This window comes from Pseudoalteromonas sp. MM1 (assembly GCF_030296835.1).
Taxonomy (GTDB): domain Bacteria; phylum Pseudomonadota; class Gammaproteobacteria; order Enterobacterales; family Alteromonadaceae; genus Pseudoalteromonas.
Genome location: NZ_AP027922.1, coordinates 2680671 through 2699079, shown reverse-complemented (window position 1 = coordinate 2699079; position 18409 = coordinate 2680671). Strand labels below are relative to the sequence as shown.

Genomic DNA, 18409 nt, shown 5'->3' with positions numbered 1-18409 from the left:
GTACAGTATCTAATGCGTTTTGCTGTTCTACATTTTAATTAATAGTTTTTAATTCTTATGTTTGAGGTAAGTGAAATGGAATCTAATCAATTATTAGTAATAGACTTAAAAGGGTCTGCTGGTGTTGTTTTAGAAGATGGCACAATTAAGCCACTTGAAATAGGCGATACTATTACTGTGGGCGATTTAGTGGTTACCGCTGATAATTCATCGCTAACAATTGATGTGCAAGGAGAAACTCTGTCGATTCCTGCTAATCAAAACGTAAAAATTACCCCTGACTTACTAGCACAAGAAACCCGCGATAGCAGCGAAACCACAGTGTTTGACGAAAGCTTAGACGCGGCCATTGCAAGCTTAGAACAAAATGATAATAACGATGGCCAAACGGCGGCTAATTCTGATGTTACTGACTTTTTAGATGCCTTAGAGGGCGATGGTGATATTTTAGATAATTTAGAAGCAACAGCCGCAGGTGGTGCTGGTGGCGCGGGCTCTGGCGGAGGAAGCTCGTTTGTTCAGCTTACACGTATTGCAGAGGGGGTTAACCCTAATAGCGTTGCATTTGATTCAAGCTTTGATCCTGATTCTACAGAAGCACTAAATATTCGCGACACCTCTGATGGGGTAGTTCCTGATGAAAGTACTGCGTCACTATCATTAAATGAGGTAGGTTTAACTAATTCATCTCAGCCAACAATTAGTGGTACAAGTGAAAACTTAGTGGGTGAAACAGTAAATATTACTGTGACAGATGAAAATGGTAACTCTCAAGTAGTAAGCGCGGTTATTGACCCAGATGGCACGTTTGAAATTACATTGCCTAACCCGATAGCCGATGGACCCGTGAGCGTAGTTGTTGAAGCCACCGACCCGGATGGTAATGCGTTTAACGATGCTATTTCTATTGAGATAGACACCACAGCGCCGGTAATTAATATTGACCCTGTTGCAGACTCTGCATCTCAAACAGTAACGGTTACGGGGTCGGTAGCGGGCTTGAATACTGGCGACAACGTCTCTGTAACACTTACCGATAGCACAGGCACACAACAAACGATAGTGACACAAGTTGATGCACAAGGTAATTGGAGTATTACCACTACATCGCCTTTGGCAGAAGGGGAGTTTAATGTTAACGCAGTAGCAGCTGATGCCGCTGGTAACCAAGCAATTGATCAAGCAGTTGCGAGTATTGATTTAACTGCTCCTGAAATTACAGTTACAGTAGCAGGTGAAACTAATAATGCAACGCCGCCATTAACGGGTACTACAACCGGTGTGCCACAAGGTACTGAAGTAACAATCACAGTAACCGACAGTGCAGGCGAAGTGCAGCTTTTAACAGCTATTACCGGTGAAGATGGTAGCTGGGCTGTTGATGTGAGTGTGGCACTACCAGAGGGTGATTTTACTGTTGATGCGCAGGTGAGTGATAGCGTAGGCAACCAAGCACTTGCAAGTGATGCTGGAGTTATTGACCTAACGGCACCAATTGTAGAAATTAATGCGATTGCCGATACGCAAGATACAACCCCTGTAATTACAGGTTCTGCGCAAGATGTGCCAGCAGGCTCGGTAATTACTGTGGTTATTACTGACATTAATGGACAAGTTCAAACGCTGTTAACGCAAACAAATGATGATGGCAGCTGGTCTGTCAGTGTTTCTACACCTTTAGCACAAGGTGAGTTTGAAGTTAATGCAACCGTGACCGACACTGCTGGTAATGAGTCACAAGCTGTAGAGCAAGGGTTAGTTGATTTAACTAGCCCAGAGATAACGGTTACGGCCATTGCAGACACTAATGACACAACACCTACTTTTGTAGGCCGTGTTGAAGGAGCACCAGAGGGCTCGGTAATTACAGTTTTAGTAACCGATAGCGATGGTAATATACAAACCTTAACAACCACGCTTGAGGCTGATGGCACGTGGAGTGTTGAATCGCCTAACGCTATTCCTGGCGGAGATTTTAATGTTACCGCAACAGTGAGTGACCCTGCGGGTAACGAAGCATCCGCGCAAACAAGTGGTGAAGTTACATTTGCCCCTATTTCTATTCAAATTGACTCTATTGCCGATACCAACGATACCACGCCATTTTTAAGTGGTAATACCGCTAATGTGCCTGCTGGTACCACTATAACTTTAACTATTACCGCAAGTGATGGCAGTACTTTTAATCTTTTAGCGGTCACTCAAGAAGATGGTTCTTGGAGCGCTCAAGTTACACAGCCTCTGCCTGAAGGGGATTTTACTGTCGTTGCAGCTGTTATAGACGATGCGGGCAATGAGGCGCAAGCAAGTACGGTCGGTAATGTAGATTTGACCGTAAGTATTAACTTTATTATTGATACAAATGATACCACTCCAACAATTAGCGGTACTACGCAAGATGTTGACGCAGGAGCGGTTGTTACTGTTACCTTTACAGGCAGCGATGGCGCAACAGAAACTGTGCAAGTAACCACAAATGCTGATGGTTCGTGGTCGATTGAAGCAACGGATGAGTTGGTAGAGGGCCAATTTACGGTGGTTGCAACAGTAACCGATGCTGCTGGCAATACTGCCTCTGCTACTGAAGTAGGCGAAATTGATTTAACTGATCCTGCAATTACTATTAACCCAATTACAGATACAAATGATACAACACCGAGTGTGACAGGTAGCGTAGTAGATGTACCTCAAGGTACTGAGGTCATTTTATTAATAACCGATAGTGACGGTAATCAACAAACTATTACAGCAGTTACTAATGCCGATGGAAGCTATAGCGCCGATATACTTAATGAGCTTAGCGAAGGTGACTTTACAGTTACTGCAAGTGTCAGTGACGAAGCAGGCAATAGCAGTACAGCAACGGTTACTGGCACCATAGATTTAACCGCACCTAGCGTAACTATAGATAATATTGGTGATACAAACGATACAACGCCTACTATAAGCGGGTCTACTCAAGGTTTAGCAGCGGGTAGTGTGGTTACTGTGATTGTGACTGATAATGCTGGCGCTGAGCAGCAATTTGTAACTGCTATAAATGGTGATGGCACATGGAGTATAGATGTCCCACAAGCATTAGCTGAGGGTGAGTTTAGCGTGGTGGCAAATGTAAGTGATAGCGCTGGTAATAGCGCGCAAGACTCACAAACCGGCACTATAGATTTAACCGCACCAACTATTAGTGTAAATAACTTTACTGACTCTAACGATTCAACCCCTGTATTTAGTGGTACCACAACTGATGTAGAACCAGGTAGCTTGATCACTGTATTAGTAACAGACTCTAATGGTGATTCGCAAACCTTAACGGCAGTTGTTGCAGAAGATGGATCATGGCAAGTAGGAGCTACAGCACCTATAGCTGAGGGAGAGTTTACAATAACGGCCACAGCCACTGATGCAGCAGGAAATGAAGCCTCAGCTTCAACCACAGGCGTTATAGATACCGCAGGACCCACAGTAATAATTGATCCCGTGGGCGATACAAACGACACCACACCGACTATTTCAGGATCGGCAACCGGCGAGCCAGAGGGCACCGTTGTAACGATCACTGTGACGGATGAAGCGGGTAATCCGCAAACCATTACTACCGAAGTGCAAGCCGACGGCACCTTTAGTGTGGATGTACCTAACGAATTAAGTGAAGGTGAATTTACCGTTGAGGTATCAGTAACCGACACCGCTGGCAATGAAACCACAGCCACTACCACCGGTGAGGTTGATACCGCAGCGCCTACAGTAATTATCGACCCTGTAGGCGATACAAACGACACCACACCGACTATTTCAGGATCGGTAACCGGCGAGCCAGAGGGCACCGTTGTAACGATCACTGTGACGGATGAAGCGGGTAATCCGCAAACCATTACTACCGAAGTGCAAGCCGACGGCACCTTTAGTGTGGATGTACCTAACGAATTAAGTGAAGGTGAATTTACCGTTGAGGTATCAGTAACCGACACCGCAGGCAATGAAACCACAGCCACTACCACCGGTGAGGTTGATACCGCAGCGCCTACAGTAATTATCGACCCTGTAGGCGATACAAACGACACCACACCGACTATTTCAGGATCTGCAACCGGCGAGCCAGAGGGCACCGTTGTAACGATTACCGTGACGGATGAAGCGGGTAATCCGCAAACTATTACTACTGAAGTGCAAGCCGACGGCACCTTTAGTGTGGATGTACCTAATGAGCTAAGTGAAGGTGAATTTACCGTTGAGGTATTAGTAACCGACACCGCAGGTAATGAAACCACAGCCACTACCACCGGTGAGGTTGATACCGCAGGACCCACAGTAATAATTGACCCTGTAGGCGATACAAACGACACCACACCGACTATTTCAGGATCTGCAACCGGCGAGCCAGAGGGCACCGTTGTAACGATCACCGTGACGGATGAAGCGGGTAATCCGCAAACTATTACTACTGAAGTGCAAGCCGACGGCACCTTTAGTGTGGATGTACCTAACGAATTAAGTGAAGGCGAATTTACCGTTGAGGTATCGGTAACCGACACCGCAGGCAATGAAACCACAGCCACCACCACCGGTGAGGTTGATACCACGGCGCCAGTAGTAACTATTAACGCGTTAGGAGATACCAGTGATACAACACCTACCATTTCAGGTACTGTTAGCGGTGAGCCAACAGGCTCGACTATTAATTTAACTGTGACTGATGCCAATGGTGCTGTTCAAACTCTTACGGCACAAGTAATTGCTGATGGAAGTTGGACAGTTGAAGTACCTGTCGCTTTAGCGGAAGGTAGTTACACCGTAGATGCTGCTATTAGTGATAGCGCTGGTAATGAAGGTACTGCAAATGCTTCAGGTACAATTGATACAAGCGCGTTGACTATTACCATTGATGTAATTGGTGAAACTAACGATCAAACCCCACAAATAAGCGGTGATACTTTTAATGCAGAAGTAGGTTCGTCTGTTGAAGTTCAGATCACCGACTCTACAGGTACGACTGTGACCTTAACTACAGTTGTTGATGCAAATGGACAGTGGAGTGTAACTCCGCCTGCCGATTTGGCTGAGGGTACTATTTCAATCAGTGCAACTGTAACAGACCTAGGTGGTGGAAGCGCAAATGCAGATCTTGATGCTGTAATAGATATTACGCCTCCAACCATACAAGTAAATGAACTAGAAACTAGTAATGATACAACACCAATTATTGCCGGTAATACTACAGGCGTGGTATTTGGCACTGTAGTAAGCTTGACTGTTACTGATTCCCAAGGCGTTGTTCGCTTGTTTAATACGACAACGGATGCACAAGGGAATTGGAGTGTAGAGCTTTCTCAAGAGTTAGCTTCTGGGGATTACACTGTACAGGCAGAGGTTTCTGATGCTGCAGGCAATAGTGCTTTAGATACTGTAACCGGTAATATTGATACTGTAGGCCCTAGTTTAACCGTTGATTTTGAGGCTGTTACCAATGATACAACGCCGACTATTTCGGGCACGAGTAATGCTGATGTAGGGACAACGATTACTGTAGTGATCACTGATGAAAACGGGGTTGAACAAACACTAACAACCACAGTAGATGTTAATGGAAATTGGGAAGTAACCCCTCAAACAGACTTGAATGAAGGTGATAACACCATAGAAGTAAGTGTGTCTGACGAAGCAGGAAACACAACAACAGTAACCGATACAATTACTCTAGACACGCAAGCACCCACGTTAACCATGCAAACCGTGGGTGATGTAAACGACTTAACCCCGACCTTGCAAGGCACCAGTAACGAAATTGGCGGCACAGTCACACTCACTGTAACCGACAGCGACGGCGCTGTACAAACCATCACTACCACTGTTGGCACGGATGGCCATTGGGACATTGAAGTGCCCAGTGCGCTAGCACAAGGTGACTTTACTGTCACCGCCAGTATTAGTGATGCCGCAGGCAATGAGAGCACAGCCAACAGCAGTGGCAATGTTGATACCATCACCCCGGTTGTAACCGTGGATCCACTGGGGCTTGGTAACGACAGCACGCCACTTATCAGTGGTACCTCAACAGAGCCTGAAGGCACCGTTGTAAACATTGTTATCACCGACAGTAATGGCGATGAAACTCCCATTACCGCCACAGTGGATGCCAACGGCAACTGGCAAGCAACTAGCCCTGAATTACCTGAAGGCAGCTACAGTGTGCAAGCCAGCATTACCGATGCGGCAGGCAATACCGGAGGCGCCGTGCAAGCGGGCACCATAGATAGCCTTGCACCGACACTGACACTCGATACCGTGGGCGCGACCAACGACAGCACCCCGACAATCAGCGGAAGCACCAATGCGCCAGCGGGCACAGTGATTAGTATCAGCGTCAGCGATGGCGTAACAACAGAAACCTTCACCGCCACAGTGCAAGCCGATGGCAGCTGGTCAGCGGATGTACCGAACGCCTTAAGCGATGGTGAGCTCACCATTGAGGCAAGTGTAAGCGACAACGCCGGTAACACCACCACGGTGAGTGAAAGCGCGACACTGAACACCACTGCGCCAAGCATTAGTATTAATGCCTTGGTTGACACCAATGACACCACGCCAACTATCAGCGGGACAAGTGATGCAGCCGATGGCTCCACCATTAGCCTAACGTTTGAAGACAGTGCAGGGAATATTACGACTGTTGATACGACTGTAACGGGTGGCATCTGGAGTGTGGATGCACCAAGTGCTTTAGCTGAAGGCGAATACACGGTCACTGCCGAAGTAGACGATGGCCTAGGAAATATTGGCAGCGCTACAGAAACCGGTATTATAGACACCACTATGCCAGCGATTGAAGTTGATACGCTAAGCGTAACAAACGACACCACACCAACGATCACCGGCACCGCGAATGCACCACAGGGCAGCACCGTGACGGTAGAGATCACCGATAGCAACAACGTCACGCATACGGTTACAACGACGCTTGGCGTTAATGGCACCTGGAGTGTAGCCGCCTCTCAAGTACTTGCTGAAGGCAACTTTACTGTAAGCGCAAGCGTGAGCGATGCAGCGGGTAACGAAGCCATTGCTACCGGCAGTGGTGAAGTAGACACCATTGCGCCAACACTTGATTTAACCAGCCCAGGTTCAAGTAACGATGTCACCCCAATCTTAAGCGGCACCAGTGATGCGGTTGAAGGCACCGTGATCACCTTTACGGTTATTGATGATTTAGGGGCCGAGCAAACCTTTACCACCACCGTGGATGCTAACGGCAACTTCTCAGTGGAAGTACCCACGGCACTTGCCGAAGGCCCTTACAGTATCGACGCGACGATTAGCGATGCAGCGGGCAACAGCAACGATATTACTGGCAGCGGCAACATCGATACCACCGCGCCAAGTGTGAGTGTGGATGCACCAGCGCTCACCAACGACAGCACGCCAACGGTTACGGGCACCAGTGATGCAGCAAACAGCACCGTCACGGTGACCTTTACCGATGCAGCAAACGGCGTACAAACCATTGATGTACAAACCGATGCCAACGGCAATTGGAGCGCCACCCCAGCGACAGATTTAGCTGAAGGTAACTACAGCGTCAGCGCCAGCATCACGGATGCAGCAGGTAACACCGGCACAGGCACAGACAACGGTGAAGTGGATGTAACGCCACCAATCCTTGCCTTTACACCGACCTTTGAGCTTGGTTTATTGGTTACCCTAAGTGGTACCTCTGACCTGCCAGCAGGCAGTGAAATCACCATCACCGAGCAACTTATTGGCGGCGGGGTTGGTGTCACTTACACCACCACAACCGACGCTAATGGTAATTGGTCTTTAGTGGGGCTTGATGTATCACTACTGGACGTCGGCTCTGTGATTGCCACAGCCACCGATGCTGCGGGTAATACACGCACAATCAGCTCAGATGATTTTGATAACACACCACCCACGCTGACGGTTGAGGTTGACGCACAAAGCAATAGCAACACGCCAGTTATTAGCGGCACAAGCGATGCAGGCGAAGGGGCACAAGTCACGATTGTCGTAACCGACAGTGACGGCAACCCACAAACCATTACCGCCCTTGTTGATGCAAACGGTGATTGGAGTGCCACACCAAGCACACCACTCAGTGAAGGCGAGAGCACGATTGAAGTGAGCGTACGCGACAGCGTAGGCCACGAAACCACTGTGAGTGAAACCAGCACTATCGACACGCAAGCGCCCACGCTTACGATACAAAATGTAGGCGATGTAAACGACTTAACCCCGACCTTGCAAGGCACCAGTAACGAAATTGGCGGCACAGTCACACTCACTGTAACCGACAGCGACGGCGCTGTACAAACCATCACTACCACTGTTGGCACGGATGGCCATTGGGACATTGAAGTGCCCAGTGCGCTAGCACAAGGTGACTTTACTGTAACGGCCAGTATTAGTGATGCCGCCGGCAATGAGAGCACAGCCAACAGCAGTGGCAATGTTGATACCATCACCCCGGTTGTAACCGTGGATGCACTGGGACTTGGTAACGACAGCACGCCACTTATCAGTGGTACCTCAACAGAGCCTGAAGGCACCGTTGTAAACATTGTTATCACCGACAGTAATGGCGATGAAACTCCCATTACCGCCACAGTGGATGCCAACGGCAACTGGCAAGCAACTAGCCCAGAATTACCAGAAGGCAGCTACAGTGTGCAAGCCAGCATTACCGATGCGGCAGGCAATACCGGAGGCGCGACACAAGCGGGCACCATAGACAGCCTTGCACCGACACTGACACTCGATACCGTGGGCGCGACCAACGACAGCACCCCGACCATTAGCGGAAGCACCAATGCGCCAGCGGGCACGGTGATTAGTATCAGCGTCAGCGATGGCATCACAACCGAAACCTTCACCGCCACAGTGCAAGCCGATGGCAGCTGGTCAGCGGATGTACCGAACGCCTTAAGCGATGGTGAGCTCACCATTGAGGCAAGTGTAAGCGACAACGCCGGTAACACCACCACGGTGAGTGAAAGCGCGACACTGAACACCACTGCGCCAAGCATTAGTATTAATGCCTTGGTGGACACCAATGACACCACGCCAACCATTAATGGAACAAGCGATGCAGCCGATGGCACCACCATTAGCCTAACGTTTGAAGACAGTGCAGGGAATATTACGACTGTTGATACGACTGTAACGGGTGGCATCTGGAGTGTGGATGCACCAAGTGCTTTAGCTGAAGGCGAATACACGGTCACTGCCGAAGTAGACGATGGCCTAGGAAATATTGGCAGCGCTACAGAAACCGGTATTATAGACACCACTATGCCAGCGATTGAAGTTGATACGCTAAGCGTAACAAACGACACCACACCAACGATCACCGGCACCGCGAATGCACCACAGGGCAGCACCGTGACGGTAGAGATCACCGATAGCAATAACGTCACGCATACGGTTACAACGACCTTAGGCGCTAATGGCACCTGGAGTGTAGCCGCCTCACAAGTACTTGCTGAAGGCAACTACACAGTAAGTGCAAGCGTAAGCGATGCAGCGGGTAACGAAGCCACTGCCACCGGCGCAGGGGAAGTGGACACCATTGCGCCAACAATTGATTTAACCAGCCCAGGTTCAAGTAACGACGTAACCCCAACCTTAAGCGGCACCAGTGATGCGGTTGAAGGCACCGTGATCACCTTTACGGTTATTGATGATTTAGGGGCCGAGCAAACCTTTACCACCACCGTGGATGCCAGTGGCAACTTCTCAGTGGAAGTACCCACGGCACTTGCCGAAGGACCGTACAGTATTGAGGCCAGCATTAGCGATGCAGCGGGCAACAGCAACGATATTACTGGCAGCGGTAACATCGATACCACCGCGCCAAGTGTGAGTGTGGATGCACCAGCGCTCACCAACGACAGCACACCAACGGTTACGGGCACCAGTGATGCTCCTAACAGTACCGTCACGGTGACCTTTACCGATGCAGCAAACGGCGTACAAACCATTGATGTACAAACCGATGCCAACGGTAACTGGAGCGCCACCCCAGCGACTGATTTAGCAGAAGGTAACTACAGCGTCAGCGCCAGCATCACCGATGCAGCAGGTAACACCGGCACAGGCACAGACAACGGTGAAGTGGATGTAACGCCACCAATCCTTGCCTTTACACCGACCTTTGAGCTTGGTTTATTGGTTACCCTAAGTGGTACCTCTGACCTGCCAGCAGGCAGTGAAATCACCATCACCGAGCAACTTATTGGCGGCGGGGTTGGTGTCACTTACACCACCACAACCGACGCTAATGGTAATTGGTCTTTAGTGGGGCTTGATGTATCACTACTGGACGTCGGCTCTGTGATTGCCACAGCCACCGATGCTGCGGGTAATACACGCACAATCAGCTCAGATGATTTTGATAACACACCACCCACGCTGACGGTTGAGGTTGACGCACAAAGCAATAGCAACACGCCAGTTATTAGCGGCACAAGCGATGCAGGCGAAGGGGCACAAGTCACGATTGTCGTAACCGACAGTGACGGCAACCCACAAACCATTACCGCCCTTGTTGATGCAAACGGTGATTGGAGTGCCACACCAAGCACACCACTCAGTGAAGGCGAGAGCACGATTGAAGTGAGCGTACGCGACAGCGTAGGCCACGAAACCACTGTGAGTGAAACCAGCACTATCGACACGCAAGCGCCCACGCTTACGATACAAAATGTAGGCGATGTAAACGACTTAACCCCGACCTTGCAAGGCACCAGTAACGAAATTGGCGGCACAGTCACACTCACTGTAACCGACAGCGACGGCGCTGTACAAACCATCACTACCACTGTTGGCACGGATGGCCATTGGGACATTGAAGTGCCCAGTGCGCTAGCACAAGGTGACTTTACTGTAACGGCCAGTATTAGTGATGCCGCCGGCAATGAGAGCACAGCCAACAGCAGTGGCAATGTTGATACCATCACCCCGGTTGTAACCGTGGATGCACTGGGACTTGGTAACGACAGCACGCCACTTATCAGTGGTACCTCAACAGAGCCTGAAGGCACCGTTGTAAACATTGTTATCACCGACAGTAATGGCGATGAAACTCCCATTACCGCCACAGTGGATGCCAACGGCAACTGGCAAGCAACTAGCCCAGAATTACCAGAAGGCAGCTACAGTGTGCAAGCCAGCATTACCGATGCGGCAGGCAATACCGGAGGCGCGACACAAGCGGGCACCATAGACAGCCTTGCACCGACACTGACACTCGATACCGTGGGCGCGACCAACGACAGCACCCCGACCATTAGCGGAAGCACCAATGCGCCAGCGGGCACGGTGATTAGTATCAGCGTCAGCGATGGCATCACAACCGAAACCTTCACCGCCACAGTGCAAGCCGATGGCAGCTGGTCAGCGGATGTACCGAACGCCTTAAGCGATGGTGAGCTCACCATTGAGGCAAGTGTAAGCGACAACGCCGGTAACACCACCACGGTGAGTGAAAGCGCGACACTGAACACCACTGCGCCAAGCATTAGTATTAATGCCTTGGTGGACACCAATGACACCACGCCAACCATTAATGGAACAAGCGATGCAGCCGATGGCACCACCATTAGCCTAACGTTTGAAGACAGTGCAGGGAATATTACGACTGTTGATACGACTGTAACGGGTGGCATCTGGAGTGTGGATGCACCAAGTGCTTTAGCTGAAGGCGAATACACGGTCACTGCCGAAGTAGACGATGGCCTAGGAAATATTGGCAGCGCTACAGAAACCGGTATTATAGACACCACTATGCCAGCGATTGAAGTTGATACGCTAAGCGTAACAAACGACACCACACCAACGATCACCGGCACCGCGAATGCACCACAGGGCAGCACCGTGACGGTAGAGATCACCGATAGCAATAACGTCACGCATACGGTTACAACGACCTTAGGCGCTAATGGCACCTGGAGTGTAGCCGCCTCACAAGTACTTGCTGAAGGCAACTACACAGTAAGTGCAAGCGTAAGCGATGCAGCGGGTAACGAAGCCACTGCCACCGGCGCAGGGGAAGTGGACACCATTGCGCCAACAATTGATTTAACCAGCCCAGGTTCAAGTAACGACGTAACCCCAACCTTAAGCGGCACCAGTGATGCGGTTGAAGGCACCGTGATCACCTTTACGGTTATTGATGATTTAGGGGCCGAGCAAACCTTTACCACCACCGTGGATGCCAGTGGCAACTTCTCAGTGGAAGTACCCACGGCACTTGCCGAAGGACCGTACAGTATTGAGGCCAGCATTAGCGATGCAGCGGGCAACAGCAACGATATTACTGGCAGCGGTAACATCGATACCACCGCGCCAAGTGTGAGTGTGGATGCACCAGCGCTCACCAACGACAGCACACCAACGGTTACGGGCACCAGTGATGCTCCTAACAGTACCGTCACGGTGACCTTTACCGATGCAGCAAACGGCGTACAAACCATTGATGTACAAACCGATGCCAACGGTAACTGGAGCGCCACCCCAGCGACTGATTTAGCAGAAGGTAACTACAGCGTCAGCGCCAGCATCACGGATGCAGCAGGTAACACCGGCACAGGCACAGACAACGGTGAAGTGGATGTAACGCCACCGACTTTAGAGATCATTCCTTCGTTCTTACTTGGCAACTTAGTTTCTCTTTCTGGGGATTCTGATTTACCCGAAGGGTCAGTGATCACCATTACCGAGTATCTTGTTGGCGGTGCTGTAGGCGCTACCTACACAGCGACAACGAATGCTGATGGCACATGGGGACTTGCAAACATAACAGTACCTTTGCTTAGCCTTGCATATGTTACTGCAACTGCAAGTGATGCGGCCGGCAATGTTGCGAGCGTTAACTCACTTAATTTTGATAATGAAGCACCTGCGCTTAGTGTGACTGTAGATGCATTATCGAATGATGCAACGCCAGTGATTTCTGGTACTACAGATATGGATCAAGGAACCGAGATACAACTTACCGTTGTAGATAGTGCAGGTCAAAGCCAGCAGTTTACGGCCATAGTTCAAGCTAATGGAAGTTGGTCTGTTGAAGTGCCAACCGAGCTTTCGCAAGGGCAATATACGGTTACCGCTGAGGTAAGAGACGACGTTGGGAATTTAACTTCTGAGCAAGCACAAGGTGAAATAGACAGCATAGCACCTACTCTTAGCGTTAACCCTATCGACACTACAGCAGATACAACGCCAAACCTATCAGGCACCAGTGATGCCATAGGTGCTGATGTAATAATAAGCATTGATGGCCAAACCTTTATTGCGGTAGTAGATACTGACGGAAATTGGCAGGTAGAGGTACCATCTGCACTTACCGATGGTAACTATACGGCGCAAATTAATGTTGCTGACGACGCTAATAATGTCACTAGCACAACAATTGACTTAACAATTGATACTCAGATACCCATAGTCACATTGGATGAAATAACCGTATTTAACACAGATACCCCAGTTATTAGCGGTACATCAACAGAGCCTACTGGCACAAATGTAGATATTGTTATTACAGATAGTAATGGGGATACGCATACGTTAGCTGCTACGGTTGATACAGATGGTAATTGGCAAACCACAGCGCCCAATTTACCGCAAGGAAATTACAGTGTTGTTGTTAGTATTACCGATGATGCTAATAATACTGGTTCAGCGACTGGAACAGGTCTTGTTGATACTCAAGCACCAACTATTACCATTGACGCATTAGGTACAATTAATAGCAGCACGCCTACTATTTCAGGTACCTCTAATGAGGTTGAAGGTACTACAATCAATGTCACCATTACTGATGGTGATAGCATTGATATCTACACAACGACTGTGGGTGCAGGCGGGGTATGGAGTGTTGATGTAACTACGCCATTAACTGATGGACAAGTGACAGTTTCAGCAAGCATTACTGATACTGCAGGTAATAGCAGTGAAGCAAATGCGACTGCCACACTTAACACTAATGCACCTACCATTAATATAAACACCATTGTTGATACAAACGATCAAACGCCTACGCTTTCTGGGTCGAGTAGTGCTGAAAATGGTACGGTAGTTACAGTTACTATTACTGATGTTAATAATGTTTCGCATACGGTTACAACTACTGTAATTGACAATACATGGAGTGTAGATGCGACAAATATTCTTCCTGAGGGCACGTTTACTGTTTCAGCCAGTGTAACTGAAGGTGGCTTAACAAGCAGTGCAACAGATACAGGGCTTATAGATTTAACAGCCCCAGTATTAAATATTACACCGCTACTAACGAGCAATGATACAACGCCTACAATTTCAGGTACAAGTACAGCCCCACAAGGCGCGATAGTCGCTATTTTGATTACAGATAGCTTAGGCGCAGAGCAAACAGTTAATGCCACAGTTGGTGCAAATGGTACATGGTCAGTTGCTGCTCCTTTATCGCTTAGCGAAGGTACGTATACTGTTACTGCATCAACCAGTGATACAGCGGGTAATCCTGTAAATACTAGCACTACCGGTGTGGTTGATATAACTGCGCCAGTAGTAAGCATTAACGATATTATAGGTAGTACAGACTTAACACCTAGCGTTTCTGGCAGCGTAACAGGTGCAGCTGTAGGAGATGTGGTTGCTGTGGTATTTACCGACTTCCAAGGTAATGCGCATACTGTCAATACAACGGTGCAAGCCGGTGGAACTTGGTCAGTAGAGGCAAGCAACAGCCTTTCTCAGGGGGCATATTTAGTAGAAGTATTTATTACTGATAATGCCGGAAATACAGGCAGCAATATCGCTAACGCTAATATAGATACAATTGCGCCAGAAATTAGTATTGATCAAAGTTCATTAATACTTACCCAAGACAGCACGCCATTAATTAGCGGCACATCAAACGAGCCAAATACAAATGTTTTCGTTACGTTTACGGACTCAGCCGGCGCATCGCATCAAATTACCGTACAAACGGATGCTAATGGAGACTGGCAAGCTGCTGCAGATAATGTATTAGCTGAAGGGGTTTATAGTGTTACAGCAACGATTACTGATAACGCAGGAAACACATCGGTTGACAGTAAAACAGGTGGCGAAGTGGATACAGTGCCTCCAGAGCTTACTATTGTTCCTTCGTTCTTATTAGGTCAGTTGATTTCTTTATCTGGTACATCCGATTTGGGCGAAGGTAAAACCGTTACGGTTACTCTAGAGCTTGCAGGTGATTTACTTGACTTAACATACGATGTAACCACCGATGCCAACGGCGATTGGGAGTTATTGGGTCTAGCAGTTAATGTTATTGGCTTATCAGTTGTTGAAGCCTCTGCCACTGACGATGCAGGTAACACCACCACTATTACTACTGCAGATGTAGATGCCTCAACGCCATTACTTAATGCGGTGGTTGACTTTGTAACTGGCGAGGGAGATTTACCAATAATTAGCGGTACGACCGACCAAGCCCCAGGCACCGAAGTACTTGTTGAAGTGATTGATAGCGATAACGTAGTACAAGAACTCGTTGCGATAGTACAGGCAGATAACTCATGGGCTGTACAAGTTCCTCAATCACTTGCTGAGGGCGTGTTTACTGTAACTGTAAATGTATTAAGTGAAGTCGGGATCACAGCTACACAGCTGCTAAGCAGTGTAGTAGATACCATCTCGCCAACACTTAATTTGCAAGTGATTGGTACAACGTCAGATTCTACTCCAATTATTCAAGGGACCAGTGATTTAATTAATGGCGTGGTAGAGATTCAACTGGACGGAGGTTCAGTATTAACAACAACAGTGAATGCAGCAGGGCTATTTTCACTGGAAGTTGATGCGCTGACTGAAGGGCAGCATGTTGCCAACGTCAGTATCACTGATGATGCTGGCAATGTAGTAACACAAACACTTGAGTTTGTTGTTGATACGTTAGTACCTGTGGTAGATATTTTACCGTTGAGCATAAGTAATACTGACATACTAACTATTTCGGGTACTTCAGAGGAGGCTCCGGGTACAGACATTGATGTAACTGTAATTGATAATAACGGCAACGCAACAGTATTTGATGCCCTTGTTGGTAGTGATGGCACGTGGTCATTACTAACCACGAGCCTACCCGATGGTATATATAGTGTATTCGCAAGTATTACTGATGCTGCGGGTAACGTAGGTCAATCGGTTACTGAGCAAGTGACCATTGATACCATTCCACCAGCGCTAGGGATAGACGCCTTTGGTGTACTTAATACATTAACGCCAACTATTACTGGCACCAGTGACGAAGAAACCGGTAGCTTAATCACGGTTAACATTACTGACTCTACAAATACACTCTTTGTAGTTACTACAACGGTATTAGGCGATGGCACGTGGCTTACTGTTACTCCGGTTCTAGCTGAAGGTGATTTAACCGTTGAAGCCATTAGTATTGATGATGCAGGAAATATAGCAACAGCGACACAAACGGGCACCGTTAGCACTACTTTACCGGGCCTATTAATCAACCCAATAATAGATACAAGCGATACAACCCCTACCATTAGCGGTACTACCGATGTGTTAAATGGCGATGTGGAAGTTGTAATAACCGATAGTAGTGGTACAGCAACTACTTACAACACACAGGCTATTGCAGGAGTGTGGACATTAATACCAACCACTCCATTAGCTGAAGGTGCGTTTACGGTTGATGCGACAGTCGAAAACTTAAACCTTACAAGTTCTACAAGCCTAAGTGGTATTGTTGACTTAACACCGCCAGCAATCGAAATTGACCAGCTACCAGTGACTAACAACTCTCTACCAACTATTACAGGTACAAGTGATGCGCCAGCAGGTACAACACTGAGCGTAGTTATAACAGATTCTAATAACGATTCTCAAACTATTACTGCCCAAGTCGCAGGAAATGGCACATGGACAGTAACAGCGACTACCATACTGAGTGAAGGTGGCTTTAGCGCTACAGCATCAATAAGTGATACTGCGGGTAACTCTGCTAGCGATACTATGGTGTCAAGCACAGACTACACAGCCCCAACTGTCGTCATAGAACCAATATTGGGAGGGCAAGATACTACGCTTACTGTTACAGGCTCAGTAACGGGAAGCTTCGCAGGCGCGTTAGTAGTCGTTATGTTTACTGATTCAGCGGGTGCCACTCATAATGTTGAAACAACTGTTGGACCTGATGGAACTTGGAGCGTCACTGCTACAGAAGTACTACCTGAAGGTAACTACAGTGTGGATGTAAACATTGTTGATGCTGCAGGCAACACAGGTACGCAATCCATAAGTAGCGTAATTGACTCAGGTATTACGATTGACTCGGGACTCGCTCTAACAGCGGATCAAAGTCCACTTATTACAGGAACTGCTGGTGCTGGAGAAACTATATTAGTCACCTTTAGCGGCGCAACGGAAGTAACTAAACAGGTAACTGCCGACGCATCCGGGGCATGGAGTGCCTCACCTGATACGGGGTTAGCTGATGGGGCTTATACTGTAACAGCAGTAGCAACTGATACATCAGGCAATACAACGTCAAGCGGTAGCGTATCTGGGTTGGTTATTGATACTACGCCAATTAACTTTACAGTAACGCCTGAGTACATCCTAGATGTGTCACTACCATTACTCCCTCCTGTGAGTGTTTTAGTTGGTTATGAGGGCACATCTGATGGTGGTGAGGGAAGTAAAGTTTATATTGTCGATTCATTAGTTTTAGGCATTGATTTAGCCTTAACCTCAGCACCACATGCTGTAGTAGATGCTCAGGGAAATTGGGACTCAACTAACTTAGATTTAAATCTTTTAGGGCTACTAGGTACAGGCCTTGAAAACACTTATTTCTTTACTGTTGATGACGCAGGTAATTATCAAGTGAAAAACGGGAATGATGCGTTTATAGAATCCGGAAATATATACACGTCACAATCTGGCTCTGGGGCAGGCGATACCATGCCTTCGTCATTTTTTGATGAGTCAGCATTGGGTGATACGCAGAGCGATGGAGTGTTAAGCACAGAAACGATAAACCTTGAAAATATAGGAAGTATGACAAGTTCACCAGAGCAAGTTGTACAAGTAAGCGAAACAGAGCCACTTAATATAAACGATGTAATTATTGACTCTGAAACAGAGCAATTACTTGCCTTAAATAACTTACTTGATGAAGAAGGCTCTGCAATTGCGTACTCATCTGCACAAAGTGGAGAACGTGTTGATGAGGCAGCGCCAGCCGTTGATGTTCAAAACCAATCAGAGGAAATGATTAAACACTTAATTGAAAATGGTAACAATCAAACAGATATTTAAATGACTAACCCACTTCAGTTAAATAGCTGAAGTGGGTTTCTAAAACTCACTTAATCAAAAGTGTGGTTATTATTTTGTGCTAAGT

At 47.9% G+C, this 18409-nt stretch carries 1 protein-coding gene; it reads left to right on the top strand.

All coding sequences use genetic code 11. The features are described from left to right. The first annotated feature begins 75 nt into the window (after positions 1–75). Entirely contained in the window at positions 76–18324 is an 18249-nt protein-coding gene (locus QUE46_RS12240; RefSeq protein ID WP_286244978.1) for an Ig-like domain-containing protein, read from the top strand. The last annotated feature ends 85 nt before the right edge of the window (positions 18325–18409 follow it).